Genomic DNA, 21,703 nt, shown 5'->3' on the forward strand with positions numbered 1-21,703 from the left:
TATACTGTTCGGCTATGGAATCTCGGTTGGCGGTGTATACGCCATTGCAGCATGGCGCGGTGTGGCTTGGTGGCTGGCTTCATGGCAAAGTTCCCTATGATCATGTAGCTGATGCTTTTATCGCTTTGTTTGGCAGTATGCCAAGTACCGAACTTTTACGGGAAATTCGAATTCATGCTGAGCACGCCTCACCGAGCGTTCGATTGGCGCTTTTCGGCCCTGGCGATCCACATGGATTGCCCGAAGCAGAAGCATTAGTAATTGGAAATATTGTGCTATCACCGGCATTAGATACCCAAGGTGTGACAATTGCATGGAATTGGCGGGAGCACACTGGCAATATGCATTTGCCGTTTTATTCGGCGAGCGAGGCGGCGGTAATGCTGCAAGAGGCAACAAATCGGGCGATTACGAGCATGGAGCAATTCCAGCGGCGGTCGGCCCATAATAGTGCCCAAGCGCGGGAATATGTTGCGCAGCTTCAAGACCGTTATAGTGAGCCCGGTTTACCAGCTGACACCGACCCTCGTGCGGTAAAACTTTTTGCGCAAGCTAATACTGTCGCTGCGGTCATTGAAACAATGCACAATTACATTGGTGATTATAATTTTGACGCCGAACTCTTATCTTTACTACAACATGTACGCCGTGCTCGTATGGCGGGTGTAGACCAAGCAGTTATAGCATTCTCGCGGGGGTAGCTACTCGTGCTGGGCGCGCAGAAACACAGCAATCAGGGGCACATGGATCACCATTAACGGTACAACCTCGGGACGGTTCTACACCGAGGCGGCGAGCCGGGAGATCATCTGTATGTTCCCGAATAAGTTCAACGACCATGCTTGCGAACTCCGCAGTTGGGCCTGCGGTCCGTGTGCGCTCGATCGGCATATGGAGTAGTTTTGCTTCTTCTGCAAGCTCGGAATCAAGGTCCCACACTACCTCGATATGATCAGAGACAAATCCAATGGGGCACACAATTGCGGATACTGCTCCTTTAGAGTGAATATCTACAATATGGTCCACAATGTCGGGGTCCAGCCAAGGCACCCGAGGATCACCAGAACGTGATTGCCAAACCAAATCAAAATCTAGGAATCCAGCCCTATAGGCCACCAGTTTGGATGCCTCATACACTTGCCGGGAATACAGGTTTTCTCTCAGCCCCGATGCCGCATCAGCAGCGAGCGGAATCGAGTGTGCAGTAAACACTAAGCGGGCTTTTTCCCGTACGTCTGCAGGAAGCTTGGCTTGGGATTCTTGCACAGCGTCCACCATCGCAGAAATAAACAATGGATGATCATAGAAATGACGCAATTTAGTAAAGGTTATTTCTGGTAAACCTGCTTCCGCGATTGCGGCACGCATCGTCAAAATATCCTCATCGTATTGCCTACAACCGGAGTATCCACCCCATGCGGAAGTGGCAAACACAAGGGCGTTTTTTACACCATCTTCGGCCATCTGCAATGCGGTATCCGCAGCCATTGGATGCCAGTTGCGGTTGGCAAAATAGACCTTAAGATCTATGCCTACGCGCCCCAGTTCCGCCTCTACGTTCTGTATGATTTCGCGATTAAGCGCATTAAGTGGACTCACTCCACCAAAGTGATGGTAGTGTTCCTCAACTTCATCAAGACGCTCCGGAGGAACGCCTCTTCCTCGGGTAACGTTTTCTAAGAATGGGCGAACATCCGCGTGCCCCTCAGGGCCACCAAAGGAAAGAAATACCAAAGCATCAAACTTAGTACCAGCCATGCCGGAAAGGATACCCTCTACTTACTGAATCAAGCGAACCGCATATGGGCTCATGCCGGACCATCGTACTGGCGAAACTTGAACAGATGATCCAGATTGCGGTGCCTCGAGCATAGTTCCATCGCCAAGATATATCGCAACGTGATGTTCCGCATTTGGCCCATAGAAAATGAGATCACCTCGTTGCATTTCACTTGGGTCGATTTTGGTCCCGTGATTGTATTGGTATCCAGTGTAATGCGGTAAGGAAATACCAATTCCCGCAAATGCATACACCATAAGCCCAGAGCAATCGAAGCCAACTTTATTAAAGTCCCCATGAGAATCTGCCACGCCGCCATCAGGAATTCCTTGGGTCGGGCCGCTTGCATTGCCGCCTCCCCAGGCATACGGGGTACCTATTTGAGACATTGCTCGGTTGATTACTAGCTCAACTTTTTCCTCCCGCGAACCGGAAATAGTTTCGCTTGCAGATTCACTCAAGGAGGTATAGCTATTATCCGCTTCCGATGCGAAGGTGAAGCCTTCTTGCTGACTTTCCACTCCTCCATCTGCCGAACTGATATCCGAGGTATTGTATGGGTCTTCAAGATCCTGATGGTTCGGTGTGCCTGCCTGAATTAAGGCCTCCGCTGCAAGCGCCGCAGCAGCTAATGCCGCCTGCTTTAACAATTCAGCTTGTTCGGCATTATGGGCTTCTTGCTCGGCCCGCACTCGGGCTTCTTCCGCTTCTTGAGCTGCAATTTCAGCACGTTCCTGCGCCGAAATCTGCTCATCACCACCAGAAGCTGCTTCCGCTTGTTGTTGTGCCTGTACCGCTTCTGCTTCACGACGTCGCTGTTCTTCAGCTTTCGCGTCTGCTTCCTGGCGCGCAGCTTCCGCTTGCGCTTCCGTGGCTTTGCGTTCTTGTTCAGCCCGCTCAAAGTCTTGATACTCGGCGCGTTGCCTGCCTAGATCTTGAACAAGTGTGCGCGCACGGGCAAGCCGCTGTTCGGCATCCGAGCGCTGACGAACAAGTCCCTCGCGTTCGCCTTGTTTCGCTTGTAATAAAGCCTTATTGCGTTCGATATTAGCTTCGGCTTCAGCGCGGGCTTGCTCGGCCGAAGTCTCCCGCTCTTCTGCATGCTGTTGTGCCTGTCGAAGTAGAGAATCTTGATTTGCTTCTTCAGTACGTAATCGTTCAAGTCGTTCAATAACTTTTTGTTGATTTTCCGCACGCATGCGAAGAAACGTTTGGCGATCTAATCCATTTCTGTCCGTGGATTTGCCAGACATTCCAGCAACTCCTGGAGAAGATGCACCCCTTCTATATGCGGTCCGCGCGATTTCATCCAAAGCAGCTTGCGCTTGCTCAAGGTTGCTTTGCGTGTCCTGCAAGCGTGTTCGTGCATTGCGAGCATCCTGGCGCGCGGTTTCCGCCGTAGCCTGCGCATCATGCAGATCAACAATGGCTTTATTCACAGCTTCCCGCAAACCGCCCATTTCATTTTCTAGACGGCGCACTTCTGCATCTTTTTCAGAAATAGAAGTTACAAGCCTGGAAACATCGCCATTACTTTCAGTTACCGCTTGGTCTGCCTCGACGATAGCCGAGTCTGAAGGATTTGTAGGTTGAGCAGCTACTTGAACACTGTGCGTCAAGCCTGAAGCACAGACTGCCACAGCAACCATCCTGGTCGCAACAGTGCGGAAGCGACGATTCACTGACACTCCTTCTCAGTGCAACGTAGACCTGAGCCCATCGTTTTGAGCCCTGTTCCACGCCGCGAGGCTCGGGACAATGCTCACGTGTCAACCACCCATCAATGACCCCAACCATCACAAATCTGTTCGGTACAAGCTTCCCCACAAGACCGCATTATCAAATGTGACCAAAGTTGTAGAAATGATGTGTTTCAACTCGTGAGCTGTTATCAGAACCATAGGCCACAACTGTCACTCGACGATACTTTTGAATCATAGATAGACAGAAATAAAGGCCAGGCACAAATATTTATCTGTGGCTGGCCTGCAGAGACGTCGATATGAATTTGTTATGTGGTATTTGTCACACTATGGGATATCCACGGCGTGTCGCAGCAATACTTGCGGACACTTATGAAAACCTTAATCAGCAAACGTCAAGCCTTAAGACTTGACTGAGCGGAACGATAGAAACGCTAGCACAATTGTTACAATCACCACCGCCAACAACCCAGTATGAACAAGCCCCCATGAAACAGGTTCCTGGCCAAGATTTTCGGTAAGCCAACGAAAACTCCCCACATAGTTTGGGTCGTTAAAAATCACTTTTTCGGCGGCCTCAATATCCGCTCGCGTGTGTTCGCTACTTACGATCGTTCCATAGTAAGGCGAACGGACTACCACCGTTTCTGCCTGGGTGCGCAACAATAATTCTTGTGCAATATCCCGCATGTCGGCTGGCATATCGGGCATACGATCAAGTGCAACAAATGCATATTCGCCATGCCCATCAGCACGAGCCTGCTGGGCCACAGCTTCTAGTTCACTCTCAAGGTTTGGATATTGTTCCCCCAGGGTACCCACAGCTACTGAATCTTCGTTTATGTCGGCTGCGAGCGCATCCAAATCTACGTCCTGGGGGATCATTCTTTATCCTCAAAATTGCATTGAACTACTAACTAACGTGTCATCCGCTGCACATGCGGAGGTGCTAAGACGGGGGTAACCTTACCATTTGTGTGCGCGAATATCCGCACTTCATCTCTATCAGAAGCTTGGCCGCCGGGGGTGAAGCACACTCCCAAATTGAAAAAATTCAACAACAGAACGCCCGTACTGTTATGCTATCGAATGACCGCGTACCGCGCGTTTGTCTGATGCGTCGGCCCCAGCCAATGCTTTTTGAGCCGACAGTAATCACCCTTGAATATCTTAGGAAGTGGAGCTCACTGTGACTGAAAGCAAGAACTCCTTTAACGCCAAAAGCACGCTGAAGGTCGGCGAAAAGTCGTATGACTATTTTGCCCTCAGCGCCGTACCAGGCATGGAGAAGCTGCCATACTCACTCAAGGTTCTTGGGGAGAACCTTCTGCGCACCGAAGATGGCGCAAATATCACTACCGAACACATCGAAGCGATTGCGAACTGGGATCCTTCTGCTGAACCCAGCATCGAAATTCAGTTCACCCCAGCACGTGTGCTTATGCAGGACTTTACTGGCGTTCCTTGCGTCGTTGACCTTGCAACCATGCGTGAAGCTGTGAAGACCCTTGGTGGTGATCCCGATAAGGTAAACCCACTCAACCCAGCCGAAATGGTGATCGACCACTCGGTAATTATTGAAGCTTTCGGCTCTTCTGATGCTCTAGCCAAGAACGTTGATATTGAATACGAGCGCAATGAAGAGCGCTATCAATTCCTGCGTTGGGGTTCTAAGGCTTTCTCCAACTTCCGCGTGGTACCCCCAGGAACCGGCATTGTCCACCAGGTAAACATTGAGAACCTCGCCCGTGTTGTCTTTGACAATGATGGTTTGGCATACCCAGATACCTGTATTGGTACTGACTCCCACACCACTATGGAAAACGGCCTTGGCATTCTCGGCTGGGGCGTTGGTGGTATTGAAGCCGAGGCAGCCATGCTCGGCCAGCCAGTATCCATGCTTATTCCACGCGTAGTGGGCTTCAAACTGACCGGTGAAATCCCAGCTGGTGTCACCGCAACGGACGTGGTGCTTACCATTACTGAAATGCTGCGTAAGCACGGCGTCGTCCAGAAATTCGTTGAGTTCTATGGCTCAGGCGTGAAGGCTGTACCACTGGCAAACCGCGCCACCATCGGCAATATGTCCCCAGAGTTCGGCTCTACCTGTGCCATGTTCCCGATTGATGAGCAGACCACCAAGTACATGCGACTGACCGGCCGCTCCGAAGAACAAATTGCGCTTGTTGAGGCATACGCTAAAGCTCAGGGAATGTGGCTGGATGAAAACACTCCAGAGGCAGAGTACTCCGAGTACCTAGAACTCGATCTATCCACCGTAGTTCCTTCGATTGCAGGCCCGAAGCGTCCACAAGACCGTATCCTGCAGTCCGAAGCCAAGGCACAATTCCGCAAGGATCTGCCAAACTACCTCGGCGAAGACGGCACTTTCGAACCAGCCAAGCTTGGCGAACCTGGCGAGGCAAACTACAACTCTTCCCGCGCTGGCCACGGCGAATCTGCAGCCGAAGGCGCAGAAGGCCGCGCATCCCGCCCAGTTGTTGTTTCTTCACCTCGCGGCGGCGACTACACCCTTGACCATGGCATGGTTGCCATTGCGTCCATTACTTCCTGCACCAATACCTCAAACCCATCCGTTATGATCGGCGCTGGCCTGATCGCACGGAAAGCAAACGAAAAGGGCCTCAAGGCAAAGCCATGGGTTAAGACCATTTGCGCCCCTGGTTCCCAGGTCGTTGACGGCTACTACAAGCGCGCCGACCTCTGGAAAGACCTGGAAGCTCTCGGCTTCTACCTCGCAGGTTTTGGCTGCACCACCTGTATTGGTAACTCCGGTCCCCTTCCTGAAGAAGTCTCCAAGGCCATCAACGAGTATGACCTAACCGCTACCGCAGTACTTTCCGGTAACCGTAACTTTGAAGGCCGCATCTCCCCTGATGTGAAGATGAACTACCTGGCCTCCCCAATTATGGTCATTGCTTATGCGATCGCTGGCACTATGGACTTTGATTTTGAAACCCAACCACTGGGCCAAGATCAAGATGGCAATGATGTCTTCCTTAAAGACATCTGGCCATCCACCGAAGAAATCGAAGAGACAATTGAATCGGCGATTTCCCGCGAACTGTATGAAGCCGACTACGCCGACGTCTTCCTCGGTGACGAGCAGTGGCAAAACCTCCCAACCCCTGAAGGCAAGACTTTCGCTTGGGACGAGTCCTCCACCTATATCCGCAAGGCACCTTACTTCGATGGTATGACCATGGATCCAGAACCAGTCACCGATATCAAGGGTGCTCGCGTTCTGGCCAAGCTGGGCGACTCGGTAACCACTGACCACATCTCCCCTGCATCCTCCATTAAGCCCGGCACCCCTGCCGCACAATACCTGGATGAAAATGGTGTGGCACGTCAGGATTACAACTCCCTCGGATCTCGTCGTGGTAACCACGAAGTAATGATGCGCGGTACCTTCGCCAATATCCGCCTCCAAAACCAACTGGTTGATATTGCTGGTGGCTACACCCGCGACTTCACCCAAGAAGGTGGTCCACAGGCCTTTATCTTCGATGCTTGCCAAAACTACAAGGCAGCCGGCATTCCACTGGTTGTTCTCGGCGGCAAGGAGTACGGCACTGGTTCCTCCCGTGACTGGGCTGCGAAGGGCACCAACCTGCTTGGGGTCAAGGCCGTAATCACCGAATCCTTCGAGCGTATCCACCGCTCCAACCTGATTGGTATGGGTGTTATTCCGCTTCAGTTCCCTGAAGGTGAATCACACGAGTCCCTGGGCCTTGACGGCACCGAGACCTTCAACATTGAAGGTATTGAAGAGCTCAATAATGGTGTCACCCCAGCTACCGTGCATGTAACTGCCACGAAGGAAGACGGTTCCAAGATCGAATTCGATGCAGTGGTACGTATTGATACCCCCGGTGAAGCCGACTACTACCGCAATGGCGGCATTCTGCAGTTCGTACTGCGTAATATGGCAAAAAGCTAGTATCTAGCTTGCTGCCCAAATCAAGGGGGCTGCTGTTTTGGCGGCCCCCTTGCCATAGCTCGAAATGCCTCAAAGGAGCAAGACTGTGCCAAGAGTCAGCGACGCTGACCTGTCTCAGCGCAGACGGGATATCCTCGAAGGGGCGCGCCGGTGCTTCGCAGAGTTCGGATACGAAGGTGCCACCGTGCGGCGCCTCGAAGAAGCAACACAAAAGTCTCGTGGTGCAATATTCCATCACTTCCGTGATAAAGAAAGCCTATTTTTGGCACTTGCCCGGGAGGATGCAGCACGAATGGCCGACGTTGTGGCCGAAGAAGGCCTAGTCGAGGTAATGCGCGATATGCTTGCACACCCGGACCGCTATGAGTGGCTTTCTACCAGATTAGAAATCGCTCGGCTATTACGTACCGACGCCGTGTTTAAGTCTCGGTGGCAGGAACACCAAGCAGTATTAGACGAAGCGGTCCAACAACGCCTGCAGGCAAATTCTGATGCAGGGCGTATGCGAACTGATGTTCCAGTTTCAGTATTACACCTCTACCTGGAAACTGTTATGGATGGCTTTATTTCAAGGCTTGCCACTGGAGCACCAACCCAGGGCCTTAGCGAAGTACTCGACGTGGTTGAAGATTCCATCCGAGCCCCGCAATAACACCAAGTGCAATATTTGGAGTCATGCCATTGACGGCATGGCTCCTTTTCGCTTATAAACACCGTCGGAGACCCCAAAAGACACCTCATACTCTCACGGCATGGCGCATTTGATGACGGGCCCCAGGTCACCCATTGCCTACAGCCACCACCACTTGAGGCATTGCATACCAGAAGGGTTGAATCACCGAGGACCGGGAAGTTTGGAGCTGAAAAGCAAGTACCCCCAACCCGAAACACTAATAATTCCATACACGTTGACGCTTTTTACACCAATTTGGACACAAGATGGTGTGTTTGGCGACAACTCCCAGGTCACCCATTGCCTACAACCCACCACATAAACACGCCCGGCTGGCCAAAAACACTCAACAACACCCCCAAAGCCATCCAATAAAATACCTCATACTAGACTGCTCGGTATGGTTTCTTTTCTGCTGGTTTCCCCACGTCACGGTATCGAGATTGCTGCGGCAGAATACCTGGACTTCCTAAAAGCAACAGGACTTGAGGCATCCGAACTCACGCAAGTTATGCTCGACTCCGCTTCCGCCTCCATCGGTTCACTAGACGGATTTGATGGGGTATTTGTTGGCGGAAGCCCACTGAATGTAACCACGGCCGAATATTCTCCCGAACAGCAACATATTCACACCGAGCTCACCAAGCTTTTCGACGCCCCTGTCCCTACGTTTTTTGTTTGCTTCGGCGCCGGTTTCCTCGCCGACCTGGACGGTGGAACCGTAGGGCATACACATCCAGAAAATTCTGGCGAATCTTTAGTGCAACTTACCCATGCAGCAGCTACCGACCCCATAACTAAGAATCTTCCTCGTGAGTTTTCCGTACTCACCGGGCATACTGAAAATGTAGTTACCTTAGGCCCAAATGCTACGCTTTTAGCTACAGGGCCAAAGTGTCCAATACAATTATTTCGGGCGAATGAAACCACATGGGCCAGTCAATTCCATGCCGATATGGATGCGCAGGCTATGGAAACCAGAATGCGTTTTTATTTTGATTACGGTTATTTCGATCCGGATGAATTTGATAAAATCGTCGCCAGTCTGCGCGAAATAAACACGCAGTATTCCACGCAAATTCTCCGAAATTTTGTGGAATACTGCATTCAAAATACCGACAGAAACCACCAGAGGAGCATCAGTAATGTCTGCCCCATTTCTGCTTCTTAGCACTCGCCCTGAAGATGAAGCCGCCCAGGCAGAATACGATTCGTTCCTCTCCATGATGGAGCTCGAACGCGACCAACTTCACCATATTCGTGTGGAAAAGGCTCCGCTTCCCCCAATCGATTTGAAAAGGTACTCTGGCTTAATCCTAGGCGGTGGTCCATTTAACTCAACTTCGACAGAAAAAAGCGACCTTCAAGTGCGGGTAGAATCCGAACTCTCCGCTCTCATTCGAACCATAGCCGATCAAGACTACCCACTATTTGCAGCTTGCTACGGTATTGGATTATTCGGCCTTGCGCTTGGAGGAACTGTTGACCGCACCTACGGTGAAGCGCCTGGATGCATTGAGCTACGTATCACAGAGGAAGGCGCCGCCGATCCGATTCTTGCTGGGATGCCAGAAACCTTTACATCGATTGTTGGCCACACCGAAGCGTGCAGCGAGCTACCACCCAACTCCACAGTTCTTATTACCGGGCAGGCTTGCCCCACACAAATGTATCGAGTTGGCACAAATTTATACGTCACTCAATTTCACCCGGAACTTGAAGTTGAAACCTTTGCCCAACGGCTCCGCATTTATCGGGACAATGGCTATTATCCACCAAATGAATACCAGCGTATTGTCGATGAAGCAATCGCGGCAGACCTTACGGTAGATAATCGTTTGCTTTTGAATTTCCGGCGACGCTACGAGCGATAATTCGCTACATCTTTACCTATGAGGAAGTTTCGGCGGCTACACCGAAGTAGGCCTATTTCCGGCCCAATGTAAAGAATGCAACTGGACCAATTCCATTAACTAATGAAATAAGAAACCAAAGCCATTTCGGACCACGGAAATTCTCTGCTGGCCGGTGATACAACAGGTGCCAGGCGGCTAATTTACCAATAATATCGAAGGCAGCAAAACCTAGAATGCTTGAGCGTTCAGCACCCGTGAGTTTATTCCATGCAATGGACTTGCAGGCGGATTTTTTCGCACAGAAGATTCCCATGGACAATAGTGTAGCTGCCAAGTTGCAGGCGTTGTTTGTGTTTGCGCCTTTTCGTGGGCAATAAAGTACCGATTCGCGGTAATACCAGCTATGACACTGCTTTTTCAAATGGACTCTTTACAATTTGCAGCGGCACGCTTAGGCATTATCTATGGTTACGGATTTCACTAGCCCCGAATGGGAGTACTGGTATTTTCTACCACGAGGGCCCGAATCCAAACCGAACAGACATTGGATAAGGCTTGGGCAATAATGAAAGTTACTTTTGATTTGATTCAATAATAACTTTTGTGCTTTTGTTTCGAGCTTGCTCTCCCTTCCCTTGATTTTATACACCTTAGGCGAGCCGGAGATATGGGCTGGCTGGGCGTCGATACACGTAGGAGTAACCGGGGTTAAGTCTTCCCATGTGCTCGCGGGTAGCATCGAGGACATGTTTGCGATTATGACTGTGACTGGCTTGGATCACACCGGGATTATTGCCGCCGTAGCGACGGAGCTTGCGGAAATGAATGTGAATATTCATAATGTTTCGCAAACGATTATGGATGATTTCTTTACCATGATCCTTCATGTATCGTTCAAGGACGACGTGGATATTGCTATGATTCAAGACCGAATGAAAGCTGTTGAAGAGCGAGAACGGCTAGTTATTCGAATCCAATCTGAAGCCATTTTCCGGGCTGTCAACGATATCTAACGTAGTTTTAAGAGGCTAATACTGTGAATCTGCATCACACCAGCGCCAACTCTATTTTGGACACCATTGAGATGGTGGAAAAGTATCGCTTGGATATTCGTACAGTAACCATGGGGATTAATCTGCTTGGGTGCCGTTCCCCCGAAGACATCTACGATACCTGTGTAACTCGCGCGAAAGACCTTGTGGGAACTTGCGAAGGTATAGAACGTGAGTTGGGTATCCCAATTGTAAATAAGCGGATCTCCGTGACTCCTATTGCGCTCCTGGATGCTCCGGATCCGATTGCTTACGCGCACGCCTTGGATCGAGCAGCTAAAGAAGTTGGCGTCAATTTTATTGGCGGCTATTCCGCACTGGTAGAAAAAGGCGCAACGCAGGCCGATATGCGGTTGCTTCGTTCGATTCCAGAAGCATTATCTACAACAGACATTGTGTGCTCGTCTGTAAATATTGCGTCCTCCAAAGCTGGCATAAATATGGATGCTGTTGCTTTTATGGGAAATACTATCCATGAATGTGCCCAAGCTACCGCAGATCGCCACGCAATTGCCTGCGCAAAACTTGTAGTATTTGCTAATTCTGTTGGCGATAATCCCTTTATGGCTGGCGCGTACCACGGAATAGCCGAACCTGACTGCGTTGTAAGTGTTGGGGTTTCCGGACCGGGCGTTGTTGCACGAGCATTGGGCACATTAGAAAACGCCAATCTTTCTGACGTTGCTGAAGAAATTAAAAAAGCTGCATTTAAAATTACTCGAACCGGACAATTAGTAGGCACGTTAGCTAGTCAACGTTTAGGCGTGCCGTTTGGAATCGTAGATCTTTCGCTTGCACCAACTGCAGAGGTAGGCGATTCAGTGGCGGCAATTCTTGAGCTTATGGGCTTGGATCAGGTGGGGGCACACGGAACCACTGCAGCTCTTGCATTACTGAACGACGCCGTGAAAAAAGGCGGCATGATGGCCTGCTCACGCGTGGGTGGACTTTCTGGATCTTTTATCCCGGTCTCTGAGGATCAACGAATGATTGAGGCAGTACGCTCGGGTTCTATTACCCTGGACAAGCTGGAAGCGATGACTGCAATTTGTTCTGTCGGTTTAGATATGGTGGCGATTCCTGGGGACACTTCGCCGAATCTAATTGCTGGCATGATCGCGGACGAAGCCGCAATAGGTGTAATGAACCATAAAACAACTGCGGTTCGCGTGATCCCAGTTCCAGGTGCGGATATTGGTGATGAAGTCAATTTTGGAGGGTTGCTAGGCTACGCTCCAATCATTCCCGTAAATCGTGTAAATAATTCGGCGTTTATCGCCCGCGGTGGTGGCATTCCCGCACCAATTCACGGTTTTAGAAATTAGGAGGAATATGTGGCCTAAAGCGAAATGGCGCACTCCCCTGTTTTTTCATAGTGATGCTACTTCTACAGAGGTGTTAGCACAGCGCACTGGCGCTGCTGCGGCGGCGATTTTATGGCCTTTTTGGCTTTGGCAAATACTCGTCGATGATCGTCCGAATTTGGTGGATACCGAAGCGCAATTTATTGCTTTTGGTTTATATGTTGTAGCAGAACTTGGCTTGATTCTATCGACCATCTGTGGACGCCAAATATGGCTTATACGATGTTTGAGAGGAGTTTATGTTGCCGTAGCAGCAGGATTGCTCTTGAGTATTTTATTCCATTCCGAGCACGTTCGAAATCCTGCAGCTGTCATGTCTGTAACATCTTTTACCGGTGTTGCTGCAACAACATTTGCCATGACGGTTCCCTTACGTATTGGCATACAAACCTTTGTTGCCCTGGTAGGTTGCGGAGCATTATCCAGTGCAGTGTTGGCCGGACGTGTCTCTGGTCTCGAACTCGTTGCCGAGGTTGGATTTGCCTTAGCAAACTCATTCCCCTTTGTACTGCTAGCCGGGGGCTCAGTCGCGGCGTCGAAAATTATCGACGCCACCGAAGCAAAGGCCGCTCGCGAAGAGGCGCGGGCCGCTGAAATCACTGCACGCTCGAAATCATTACTAGCCTTTTCAGGTTTGGTCCACGACCGAATACTTTCCACCCTTAACGGCATTGCCAAGGGAATCGTTCCAACCAAACTTTCTACCGAAGCCCTTCTCACCCTGACCGACTCTGCCAATGAAACCTCCATGAGGACCTTAATTACCGAGCTACAGCGGCAGGTATCTCATAACCCGAACTGTGCCTTTTCTGTGGAATCGAAAACAAATCTTGATTTTGTAATGGTCCCTGGAGAAGTTGCTACTGCAATGGCCATGGCCGTGGCGGAAGCGTCATTAAATACCCGCCAACACGCAGGTGAAGATGTGGATTCTTGGTGCAAAGTCAAAGTATTCCCACACGGTTTTACCGTGGAGTACGGGGATGATGGTGTGGGCATGGACCCCGACACTTTAGATCCGCGAAGAGCCGGTATTCAGGTTTCCGTATTAGGTCGCATTAGAAACCTTGAAGGCGGCGAAGCCACTATGGAAACCGAACCGAATAAGGGGTTGCGATACACTTTAAGCTGGACTGATACCTCCCCATTAGCGCTCAATTTAGGCGCCGAGGATGATAGTCCGATTGCCCAAATTCTTGGTATTAATTTATTATTCTCGCTACCGACATTTGTTGTGCTAGTAATTGTTATTGAATTCGTTGTACTTTCTGTAAATGCACAAAACCAAATAGTTGTTTTTAGCGCCGCGATCGTTGCTTGTATTACGCTAGCAATATTATTTATCCCTGGAGAACCAACAATTTCTGTTCCACGGGCCTTAGTTGTAGCTGCCGGAATTATGAGCCTTGTTGCTTTTGAGCGGCATCAGGACATTACCACTACAGGAATGTGGCAGGATTATTGGGTTTTAAATTTTGCCGCATTTACCGTGAGTTTGTTGGTGCTACGTGGACGAATCATAATCGCACTCAGCACGCTTATGCTGTGTGCAGCGTTTTTGCAGATCGAACATGAACTCCAGCTTTCTGGTGCTGAGGCTATTACGGGCTACATGCTTTTGCAGCGTTCATTACTAGTGCTTATCGCACTTATTGTTCGCTTCTGTGTTCATTTCTTTGTGCAACGTCTGCCGCGAGCAAGAGAGCACAGGCGCCGCGCCGCCGCGCACACCGCGGAGGCTATGGCAAATGAGGCATTACGCAAGGGACGATACCGTTGGGTGGAAGACCAAGTCCGCCCAATCTTCGAATCAGTTCAGGTTTTGCAAAAAGTAACCCCATCGTTACAACGCCGTGCCGTACTGACTGAAGCTCGTATTCGGGACACATTGCGCGCTCCGCTTCTCGATGATGCAACACTGCACGCCAATGTTTGGGATGCCCGCCAACGAGGTGTAGAAGTCCGTTTACTTGATGACTTTTCTACCAGGGAAAACCCTGTTTTAGAGGCAAAGCATAAACTTGCATTGACTCGCATTACTCGCGCGGCCGTCGAGAGCATCGCGCTCACAGATCAAGGCACAATTACGGTACGGATTAGCCCTCCCGGACGCCGCTGGTTCGCAACTATTAGCGACCCAAATGGAATTAGACGGTTTGACCATTATGGAAATGAACTGCGCTTTCATACTTCCGTCGCCGAGTAGGGGTAGCGTTGATTACATGAGTTTATCAATGGTCCGACGAATTGCAGCCATCGACGATCACGCTCTTTCCCTTAGAGGGTTGGCAAGTCTCACTTCTGGTGTAGAAGATATTCAGCTTGTCGCGACTGCTGCTACTGTTCAAGAGCTGGTAGAGAAGTTGCCTCCCGGCGAAATGCTCGATCTCGTGTTACTTGATCTTCGCCTATCCGATGGCTCAAAACCAGCCGCAAATGTTGAAGCACTGAAGTGTATTACACGACATGTTTTAGTATTCTCCTCGCTGGAAAGTCCGTATCTTGTACGTGACGCAAGCCATGCTCAGGTGCTGGGAATGATTCCCAAAACTACAGATCCTGAAAAAGTTATCGAAGCAATACGACTTGCAGCTGATGGTTACGATGTGCATACCGCAGAGTGGGCCTCTGCAATCGACTCAGATCCACTCCTTGATGCAGTCCAACTTTCAGATCGTCAGCGAGAGGTTCTTGAACTCTACGGATCCGGAGAACCAGCCAAACGAGTCGCATCATTAACAGGATTATCACAAGAAACAGTAAATGATTACCTCACCAGGATCCGCCTGAAATATGCGCTGGCAAATCGGGCCGCTTCCACAAAGATTGAGCTCTATCAGCGCGCCCTGGAAGATGGTTGGCTGCCCGGACCTACCGATCCGCACTCATAATTTTGCCCACAATCTATCACGGTTTCCGTTTGTACTAGATACGCACACGGAGGCCGTTTTCTTTCACCTTTCCGCCGACACACGATGTTCATTGCATTATTTTTCTTGCGTATATAACAACTTGGTTGAGAAATCCACGAACAATTTCGATAAACATTTTCGAAATTTAGGAGATTTGAGATAAGCCACAATTTTGACACCTACAATAGTTGCGTCATGAAATACTCGGCAAGACTCTTTGACAATGTTATCGTGGAGAATATGACATAAATGAAAAACCAAATACCGAACTACCGTTTATATATCCTCCACACGTTACTGCAATGGTTCAAAACTATGATCCACCCATTGGGCGGAGGATTCTCTTCATAATTCTTCAAGTACACGACAGTGAAAGCGCTGTCATATCAAGTGATAGGTAAAAATGAAAGGAGTTCTTGCACTACAAGCAGTCAACATATGAGGTATTTTCCACGAAATACATATGAGGAAATACTTTGCCGGTGTGACATCCCCACTCATTTTAGATTGTCTACTCCGCCATTTTCGGTACGATGTTTTTGGGACGTTTGTTAACGATACTTTTAGAGCGCAACAATAAGTGATAGATAGTGCCCGCTTAATCCATACACAGGATTACGGTATTGCTATTTTAGGAGGTTACATTTCGAAGGTCTAGAATAAAGTTCAGGACAACTGAATAGTGTCACCCATGCTGATCCGTAAACAGAGTTAACGGAATGCCCTCAATTTTATACCCCCTAAACTAGGGGCATATCGTTTCTCGATTTTTGTTTTTACCCTCACAAGGTGATCTTTACGGAGGCGAGCCGAAGTTTTGCAGCCCCAAGGTTCTAGGCGTTACCAATCGTGAAAATTCCTTGGTCAATATCGTCGGAAGGTATATCGATATCTTGATACTGCTTTGCACCATACAGCCCCAGCGGTCATGGTTCCTTTGAGGTAGTTCGGTGGCTCATCCAGTGGTGGCACGAAAGATGATCGGTCTATGCAGCGAGGAGGAAAGTTTGCTGCTCGAATTCGTCAATAAGAACTGCTCGACAATGCGCCAACAATTCAAGTTGGCTTTGGAACAAAGAAAGGAATCTTGATTTTCATTTGAAATTTTTCCTTTTGGATCGGATTTTTTAATTCTAGAAAAAGCGCCGCTCCATGTTCCATGTCCATCATCGAGGAGATGAGCCGACTCATGAAACTCGCCATTATTGATAAAGCCACTGGCCGTGAATATTGGACTGCCCACCAGTGTGCAAAATTTCTTGGAATTGCCCGAGATACGTTTACTTCTTATGTTTCTCGAGGACAAGCCCCTGCTGCTGCCGCACGTTTTGAAAACCTTCGAGTGTGGGACGCCGACGGAGTAAAGCAATGGCATGCAAACCGTCCTGGTTCTCCAGTGCCAGGAGCCGGAAAGTAACAAGCTTTGGACTTATGCCTCTCCCGAAAGCTAGGCTGATCCTTGCTCCATGGCGTTTTGGGATGGCGGGTTGGTTTGAATACGCCTGAATTAGCTGATTTTTGGGACCATCGACTTGTTAGTGCCGGCTGCTAGATGTGTGAACGTAAGTTAAAGGGTTTTCGGGTGGGGCAGCTGGTTTTCCAGTGGTTTACAGGGGTTTGGTCGGCTTCCAGGGTGCTTGATAGGCGCACCCTATCAAACTAGTGATATTTTCATACTGAGTGTCACGGATTCCATAAAATCGCCTGAAAAAATGGAATTTGTGACAGCAACCAACATTGCGCACAACTGTTGACCTGGGGTTTGTCGCAGATTCCATAAAAACAGTGAAAAATGTGAAAAAAATGGAATTTGTGACAGGTTCCCTACCTATCGTGTCGCAGATTCCATAAAATCCGCCGAAAAAATGGAATCTGTGACAACACGCCCAACCAGCGCCCAACCGGACCTCCAAAAGACCGACCAGCGCCAGAAAAGACCAAACACCACCTAACCAGCCCTGAACTAGGCCCAGCCAAATCCCAGCTCACCACAAGCACACAAATAAACGCAGTCCAAAACTACCCCCGTTACCTACAATCGTGTGGGCTTTGTGTCACCTCCGCCACGTTACTTCACCCATTCACTAGGGATAACATTTACTCCATAACGGTATTAGAATGAGCCTATGGGAGATCCAGACATTAGGCTCAGTGATAAGGAGCGAGACGATGCTTTTGAGGCGCTGCGTCAGCACCTATCGGATGGGCGTCTAACACTTCAGGAATTTGATGAACGTGCAGCTGCCGTAGTTAAAGCCACGACGCGTGGCGATCTGTACCCACTATTTCGTGATCTTCCGGCCACGTTAGCTGAGCATTCTCCAAGCCCGCTGCCAAATAGCTTTACTGGTGGCTCTTCAATCGCAGAAATCGAACGCCGCAAAAAGTATTTTGAAAAGATGATGGTCGGCGTATGGGCTACCACGCTGGTGATCTTTTTTGTCTCACTGTTTATTCTGCGAATTCCATGGTTTTGGGTGGTCTTCCCAATCGCAGGGGTCTTACATTGGGCTTTAGATGAATTTATGGGCATTTCCGAGGAAGAAGAAAAACTCCTTGAACAATCCAAACGCAAAGAGCTAAACACTTAAGCCAGTTCAACCAATTCCATATATTCATCATTCCAAAGGTCTTCTACGCCGTCTGGCAATACAATGACTCGCTCGGGGTTTAATGCGGTCACCGCACCGGGATCGTGCGTTACCAAAACCACAGCACCCTTGTAGGTTCGTAGTGCATCAAGAACTTGTTCGCGGGATACGGGGTCGAGGTTATTAGTGGGCTCATCAAGTAGGAGTACATTTGCACGGGAAGACACTAGTGCTGCCAATGCCAACCGAGTTTTTTCACCACCAGATAGTGTTCCTGCCGGTTGCTGTAGCTGCTCGCCAGAAAACATAAATGCACCTAGTAGGGATCGAAGGTCTTGTTCCCCAGCATCCGGGCACGCCTCAATGGTGTTTTGCCAGACGCTTTTTTCTGGATTAATAGTGTCGTGTTCTTGGGCAAAGTATCCAATTTTCAAGCCATGTCCTGAGACAATGCCCCCTTCCCCATCTGTGCGTTCTACTCCGGCGAGGAGTTTAAGTAATGTAGTTTTTCCGGCACCATTAAATCCAAGAACTACAACCCGTGAGCCTTTATCAATGGCCAGGTCAACTCCAGCGAACACTTCAAGCGACCCATACATTTTTGTAAGTCCACTTGCGTTGAGTGGAGTTTTGCCACATGGCGCGGGTTCCGGGAAGGAAATATGAGCGACCTTATCTGATTGACGAATATCGTCGAGCTTGGTAACCATTTTTTCTGCTCGAGCAAGCATTTGCTTTGCGGCAGCGGCTTTAGTCGCTTTGGCGCCGAGTCTGGCTGCTTGTTGTTTGAGTGCTGCGGCTTTTTTCTCAGCGTTTGCTCGTTCGCGGCGTCGGCGCGCTTCATCGAGTGCGCGAGCGTCAAGGTATTTTTTCCATCCCATATTATATACGTCGGCTTCGGCACGCACTGCGTCTAAAAACCAAATCTTATTGCACACGGCGTCGAGAAGCTCAACATCGTGTGAAATCATTACAAGCCCACCATCGTGTTTGGCTAAAAATTCACGTAACCAGGTAATGGAGTCAGAATCCAGGTGGTTGGTGGGTTCGTCCAGCAGTAATGTGACTGTTGATTTACCGGAGCCATTGGATGCCGCGAAAAGGATTTGGGCGAGTTCTACGCGGCGTCGTTGCCCGCCGGACAGGGTTTTCAGCGGCTGGTCGAGCACTCTAGCGGGCAGTCCAAGGGAATCACAAATACGTGCGGCTTCGGAGGCCGCCTCATATCCACCTAATTGATGATACTGCTCTTCTAAACGTGAATACTTCTGTATCGCCGCATTGCGTTTCCTATCATCGGAGGTTGTTTCCATGATTTCTTGTTGGCGTTCCATTGACGCCATAATGCGGTCGAGCCCGCGGGCAGAAAGTACTCGGTCCCGTGCTGTTTGCTCGATATTGCCTTCACGGGAGTCTTGCGGTAGATACCCTATTTCACCAGAGCGGATGACTTTTCCTCCATAGGGTTCAGTTTCACCAGCCAAGATTCGCATAGTTGTGGTTTTTCCGGCACCATTTCGGCCCACAAGCCCAATGCGATCACCTGGTTGGACGCGCAGGTGCTGTCCTGGGGCAAAAAGGAGCGTGCGGGCACCTACGCGAACTTCAAAGTCTTCCGTCACAATCACGAACACTCATACTAGCGGTCATCAACAAATTTGTAATAAAACTGGCACTGGCCCACAACCACGCTTATGCTTTTGATGCAAATACACTATGTAAGGAGAATGTATGCGTATCGGTGTGCCTCGAGAGCAAAAAGACCATGAGAAACGAGTAGGTATAACACCTGATGGTGTACATTCACTAGTTGAATTAGGGCACACCCTTGTTATTGAGCGCGGCGCGGGTGTAGGTTCTGGTTTTCAAGACGCCGATTACACCGCTGCGGGAGCACAGCTTGGTTCCGCTGCTGATGCGTGGGCTTGTGACCTCGTAGTAAAGGTGAAAGAACCAATTCCATCCGAGTACGGCTTTTTACGTAACGATCTCACACTATTTTGTTATCTTCACCTTGCTGCCGAGCCAGAATTGGCTCAAGCACTTATGGATGCTGGAACCACTGCCATTGCATTTGAAACCGTGACAGACGCACACGGTGGCCTGCCTCTGCTCACCCCAATGAGTGAAATTGCCGGCCGTCTTAGTGTGCAAATTGGCGCATACCTATTAACCAATCCGGCGGGAGGTCCTGGTGTACTGCTTGGGGGCATTGGTGGGGTTGCCCCAATTCATGTGACGGTGGTTGGCGGTGGCACTTCTGGTGCCCAGGCCGTGGATGTTGCGGTGGGGCTTGGCGCACAAGTAACAGTGATTGATATTAATACCAGTACGCTCCGGCGGTTTATGGAACGCTACCAGAACCGGGTTCATTGTGTAAGTTCTTCACCTGCTGCGATTGCGGAGGCGTTAAGCCGTTCCCATTTGGTTATTGGTTCGGTGCTCGTTCCTGGTGCAAAAGCCCCAATTGTGATCTCAAAGGAACATATCCAGGCAATGCCGCAAGGCGCCGTTATCGTTGATATTGCCATCGACCAGGGTGGTTGTACGGAGCTTTCCAAACCTACCAGCCATAGTGAGCCAACATATGTGGCTGATCATGTGACAATGTATTGCGTGACTAATATGCCTGGTTCGGCGCAGGTGACTGCCACCAAGGCACTCGCTGCTGAAACATTGCCATTTGTTCGGCAACTGGCGGAATTGGGTACTGAAGAAGCCATCGCTGCTAACCCACATCTGGCGGCAGGTGTAAATATTAGGCGTGGCGAAATTTTACACCAAGGTGTGCGACAAGCATTGTGCTAGATCTTATTGTTGTTGGTTTGGGCCCGGCGGGGCTAGCGTTAGCACACCGAGCCCAAACATATGGCTGGCAGGTTTTAGGATTTGACCCAAAACCTGAATGGGACCATACGATCGGTTTTTGGGTTGATGAAGTTCCCGATTGGCTCAATGTTCCTATAGCCGGGCAGTGTCAACCGAAGGTGCGTTCTAAAGGGTTTTCGCGAACTTTACCGCGGGACTACGCAATTATTGATGCCCCCGCATTCCGTAAGCAACTCTCCACCTTCCCCATTCTTAGGGAATCTGCAGAAATTATCGACGCCCACACCGTCCGGGCCCGCCACACACATACTGCACGCATGGTGGTAGACGCCCGCGGCTACCAAGAAAAATCTGGCCCCTTTCAACAAGCCGCTGGCTGTTTAGTAGAACATAGCGAACCGTGGTGGATGGATATACATGGCACAACATTTACCTATGCCATACCGATCCATAACCAATGGCTTATAGAACGCACAATCCTCATTACAAAGGCCCCACAGCCATGGAGCGAACTGGAATCCATGCTGCCTACACCAACCAGTGATCGGGTGCTATTTTCCATGCGCATCCCCCGGTATTCCGGTCCGGCTATTCCGTTTGGCGTGCGAGCAGGCATGCTTAACCCGGTTACTGGATATTCAATTGGCACCGCCTGGCGGTATATCGATGATGTTCTTTCTGGAATATACCCTTGGAAACGCCTAAGTTGGCGGATTGAGCAGTGGCTTTTGCGGCGTAGTCAAGCACTGCTCCTTACCATTGACCAAGAACGCTTCTTTGCGGAAGTTTTTCGTCTCCCAGATGAAACCCTTCGAAGGTTCCTGCAACTTGGTGACCTTCCCGGCACTCTTCGCGGAATGTGGACATTGTTTTACCAGGCTCCTTGGCTGCGTAGACACAGTATTGCCGCACTGCTCAAATCTGGATAAAAAGCGATTTGACCCTCCTGTTAGAGGATGGCTCATACTCATCCGGAAAG

Annotated in this window: 18 protein-coding genes; 13 read left to right on the plus strand and 5 right to left on the minus strand. The window is 49.9% G+C overall.

Translation table 11 applies throughout. The features are described from left to right. Nucleotides 1–14: 14 nt before the first annotated feature. The gene (locus CFREI_RS06770) at nucleotides 15–701 is read left to right on the plus strand and encodes an Rv1486c family protein (protein WP_027012334.1); all 687 of its coding nucleotides are present in this window, start codon (nucleotides 15–17) and stop codon (nucleotides 699–701) included. Here CFREI_RS06770 and CFREI_RS06775 read toward each other — a convergent pair. From CFREI_RS06775 to CFREI_RS06785, 3 genes are all read right to left on the minus strand, one after another. Further along, nucleotides 679–1,758 carry a ferrochelatase gene (locus CFREI_RS06775; protein WP_027012333.1) on the minus strand — a complete coding sequence of 360 codons (1,080 nt, stop codon included), beginning with the start codon at nucleotides 1,756–1,758 and terminating at the stop codon, nucleotides 679–681. The two genes, CFREI_RS06770 and CFREI_RS06775, sit on opposite strands and share 23 nt — an antisense overlap. Before the next feature lie 21 nt (nucleotides 1,759–1,779). After that, on the minus strand, nucleotides 1,780–3,429 hold the full coding sequence (locus CFREI_RS06780) for a DIP1281 family NlpC/P60 protein (RefSeq protein WP_051255913.1): 1,650 nt from the start codon (nucleotides 3,427–3,429) through the stop codon (nucleotides 1,780–1,782). A 456-nt stretch (nucleotides 3,430–3,885) separates the two neighbouring features. Continuing rightward, entirely contained in the window at nucleotides 3,886–4,368 is a 483-nt protein-coding gene (locus tag CFREI_RS06785; protein WP_027012331.1) for an Rv1476 family membrane protein, read from the minus strand. Between the two features lie 304 nt (nucleotides 4,369–4,672). On the opposite strand from CFREI_RS06785, the gene acnA reads away from it, so the two are divergent. From acnA to CFREI_RS06805, 4 genes are all read left to right on the plus strand, one after another. After that, entirely contained in the window at nucleotides 4,673–7,447 is a 2,775-nt protein-coding gene (gene acnA / locus CFREI_RS06790; protein WP_027012330.1) for an aconitate hydratase AcnA, read from the plus strand. Nucleotides 7,448–7,532: 85 nt separating this feature from the next. Beyond that, nucleotides 7,533–8,099, plus strand: a complete 567-nt coding sequence (locus CFREI_RS06795; RefSeq protein ID WP_027012329.1) for a TetR/AcrR family transcriptional regulator — start codon at nucleotides 7,533–7,535, stop codon at nucleotides 8,097–8,099. A gap of 421 nt (nucleotides 8,100–8,520) precedes the next feature. Then, the gene (locus CFREI_RS06800; protein ID WP_051255864.1) at nucleotides 8,521–9,291 is read left to right on the plus strand and encodes a glutamine amidotransferase; all 771 of its coding nucleotides are present in this window, start codon (nucleotides 8,521–8,523) and stop codon (nucleotides 9,289–9,291) included. Then, entirely contained in the window at nucleotides 9,266–9,994 is a 729-nt protein-coding gene (locus CFREI_RS06805) for a glutamine amidotransferase (RefSeq protein ID WP_027012328.1), read from the plus strand. The genes CFREI_RS06800 and CFREI_RS06805 overlap by 26 nt, the downstream gene beginning before the upstream one ends. A gap of 52 nt (nucleotides 9,995–10,046) precedes the next feature. Here CFREI_RS06805 and CFREI_RS06810 read toward each other — a convergent pair whose 3' ends face one another. Then, on the minus strand, nucleotides 10,047–10,289 hold the full coding sequence (locus CFREI_RS06810) for a PLDc N-terminal domain-containing protein (protein ID WP_027012327.1): 243 nt from the start codon (nucleotides 10,287–10,289) through the stop codon (nucleotides 10,047–10,049). A gap of 433 nt (nucleotides 10,290–10,722) precedes the next feature. Between CFREI_RS06810 and CFREI_RS06815 the strand changes: the two genes are divergently transcribed. The 6 genes from CFREI_RS06815 (at nucleotide 10,723) to CFREI_RS06840 (ending at nucleotide 17,895) form a co-directional block, all read left to right on the plus strand. Further along, a complete protein-coding gene (locus CFREI_RS06815; protein WP_027012326.1) occupies nucleotides 10,723–10,989 on the plus strand; it encodes an ACT domain-containing protein in 267 nt (88 codons plus the stop codon). A gap of 71 nt (nucleotides 10,990–11,060) precedes the next feature. Further along, on the plus strand, nucleotides 11,061–12,353 hold the full coding sequence (locus tag CFREI_RS06820; protein ID WP_051255912.1) for a PFL family protein: 1,293 nt from the start codon (nucleotides 11,061–11,063) through the stop codon (nucleotides 12,351–12,353). Nucleotides 12,354–12,360: 7 nt separating this feature from the next. After that, nucleotides 12,361–14,598 (plus strand): DUF8320 family protein, encoded by a 2,238-nt coding sequence (locus CFREI_RS06825; protein ID WP_027012324.1) that lies wholly within the window; start codon nucleotides 12,361–12,363, stop codon nucleotides 14,596–14,598. A 16-nt stretch (nucleotides 14,599–14,614) separates the two neighbouring features. After that, nucleotides 14,615–15,283 (plus strand): response regulator transcription factor, encoded by a 669-nt coding sequence (locus CFREI_RS06830; RefSeq protein WP_027012323.1) that lies wholly within the window; start codon nucleotides 14,615–14,617, stop codon nucleotides 15,281–15,283. A 1,198-nt stretch (nucleotides 15,284–16,481) separates the two neighbouring features. Further along, the gene (locus tag CFREI_RS06835) at nucleotides 16,482–16,721 is read left to right on the plus strand and encodes a hypothetical protein (protein ID WP_420834531.1); all 240 of its coding nucleotides are present in this window, start codon (nucleotides 16,482–16,484) and stop codon (nucleotides 16,719–16,721) included. A gap of 709 nt (nucleotides 16,722–17,430) precedes the next feature. Beyond that, nucleotides 17,431–17,895, plus strand: a complete 465-nt coding sequence (locus tag CFREI_RS06840; RefSeq protein ID WP_051255863.1) for a DUF1707 SHOCT-like domain-containing protein — start codon at nucleotides 17,431–17,433, stop codon at nucleotides 17,893–17,895. Here the strand turns inward: CFREI_RS06840 and CFREI_RS06845 are convergent. Next, nucleotides 17,892–19,523 carry an ABC-F family ATP-binding cassette domain-containing protein gene (locus CFREI_RS06845; protein WP_027012321.1) on the minus strand — a complete coding sequence of 544 codons (1,632 nt, stop codon included), beginning with the start codon at nucleotides 19,521–19,523 and terminating at the stop codon, nucleotides 17,892–17,894. The genes CFREI_RS06840 and CFREI_RS06845 overlap by 4 nt on opposite strands. Before the next feature lie 103 nt (nucleotides 19,524–19,626). Here CFREI_RS06845 and ald point away from each other — a divergent pair, with 103 nt between their 5' ends. Continuing rightward, complete coding sequence (gene ald, locus CFREI_RS06850; RefSeq protein WP_027012320.1) at nucleotides 19,627–20,703, plus strand: alanine dehydrogenase; 1,077 nt, start codon at nucleotides 19,627–19,629, stop codon at nucleotides 20,701–20,703. Continuing rightward, nucleotides 20,697–21,653: a lycopene cyclase family protein gene (locus tag CFREI_RS06855; RefSeq protein ID WP_027012319.1), complete on the plus strand. Its 957-nt coding sequence runs from the start codon at nucleotides 20,697–20,699 to the stop codon at nucleotides 21,651–21,653. Before ald ends, CFREI_RS06855 begins: the two co-directional genes overlap by 7 nt. Nucleotides 21,654–21,703: the final 50 nt, after the last annotated feature.

The organism is Corynebacterium freiburgense, assembly GCF_030408815.1.
Classification (GTDB): domain Bacteria; phylum Actinomycetota; class Actinomycetes; order Mycobacteriales; family Mycobacteriaceae; genus Corynebacterium; species Corynebacterium freiburgense.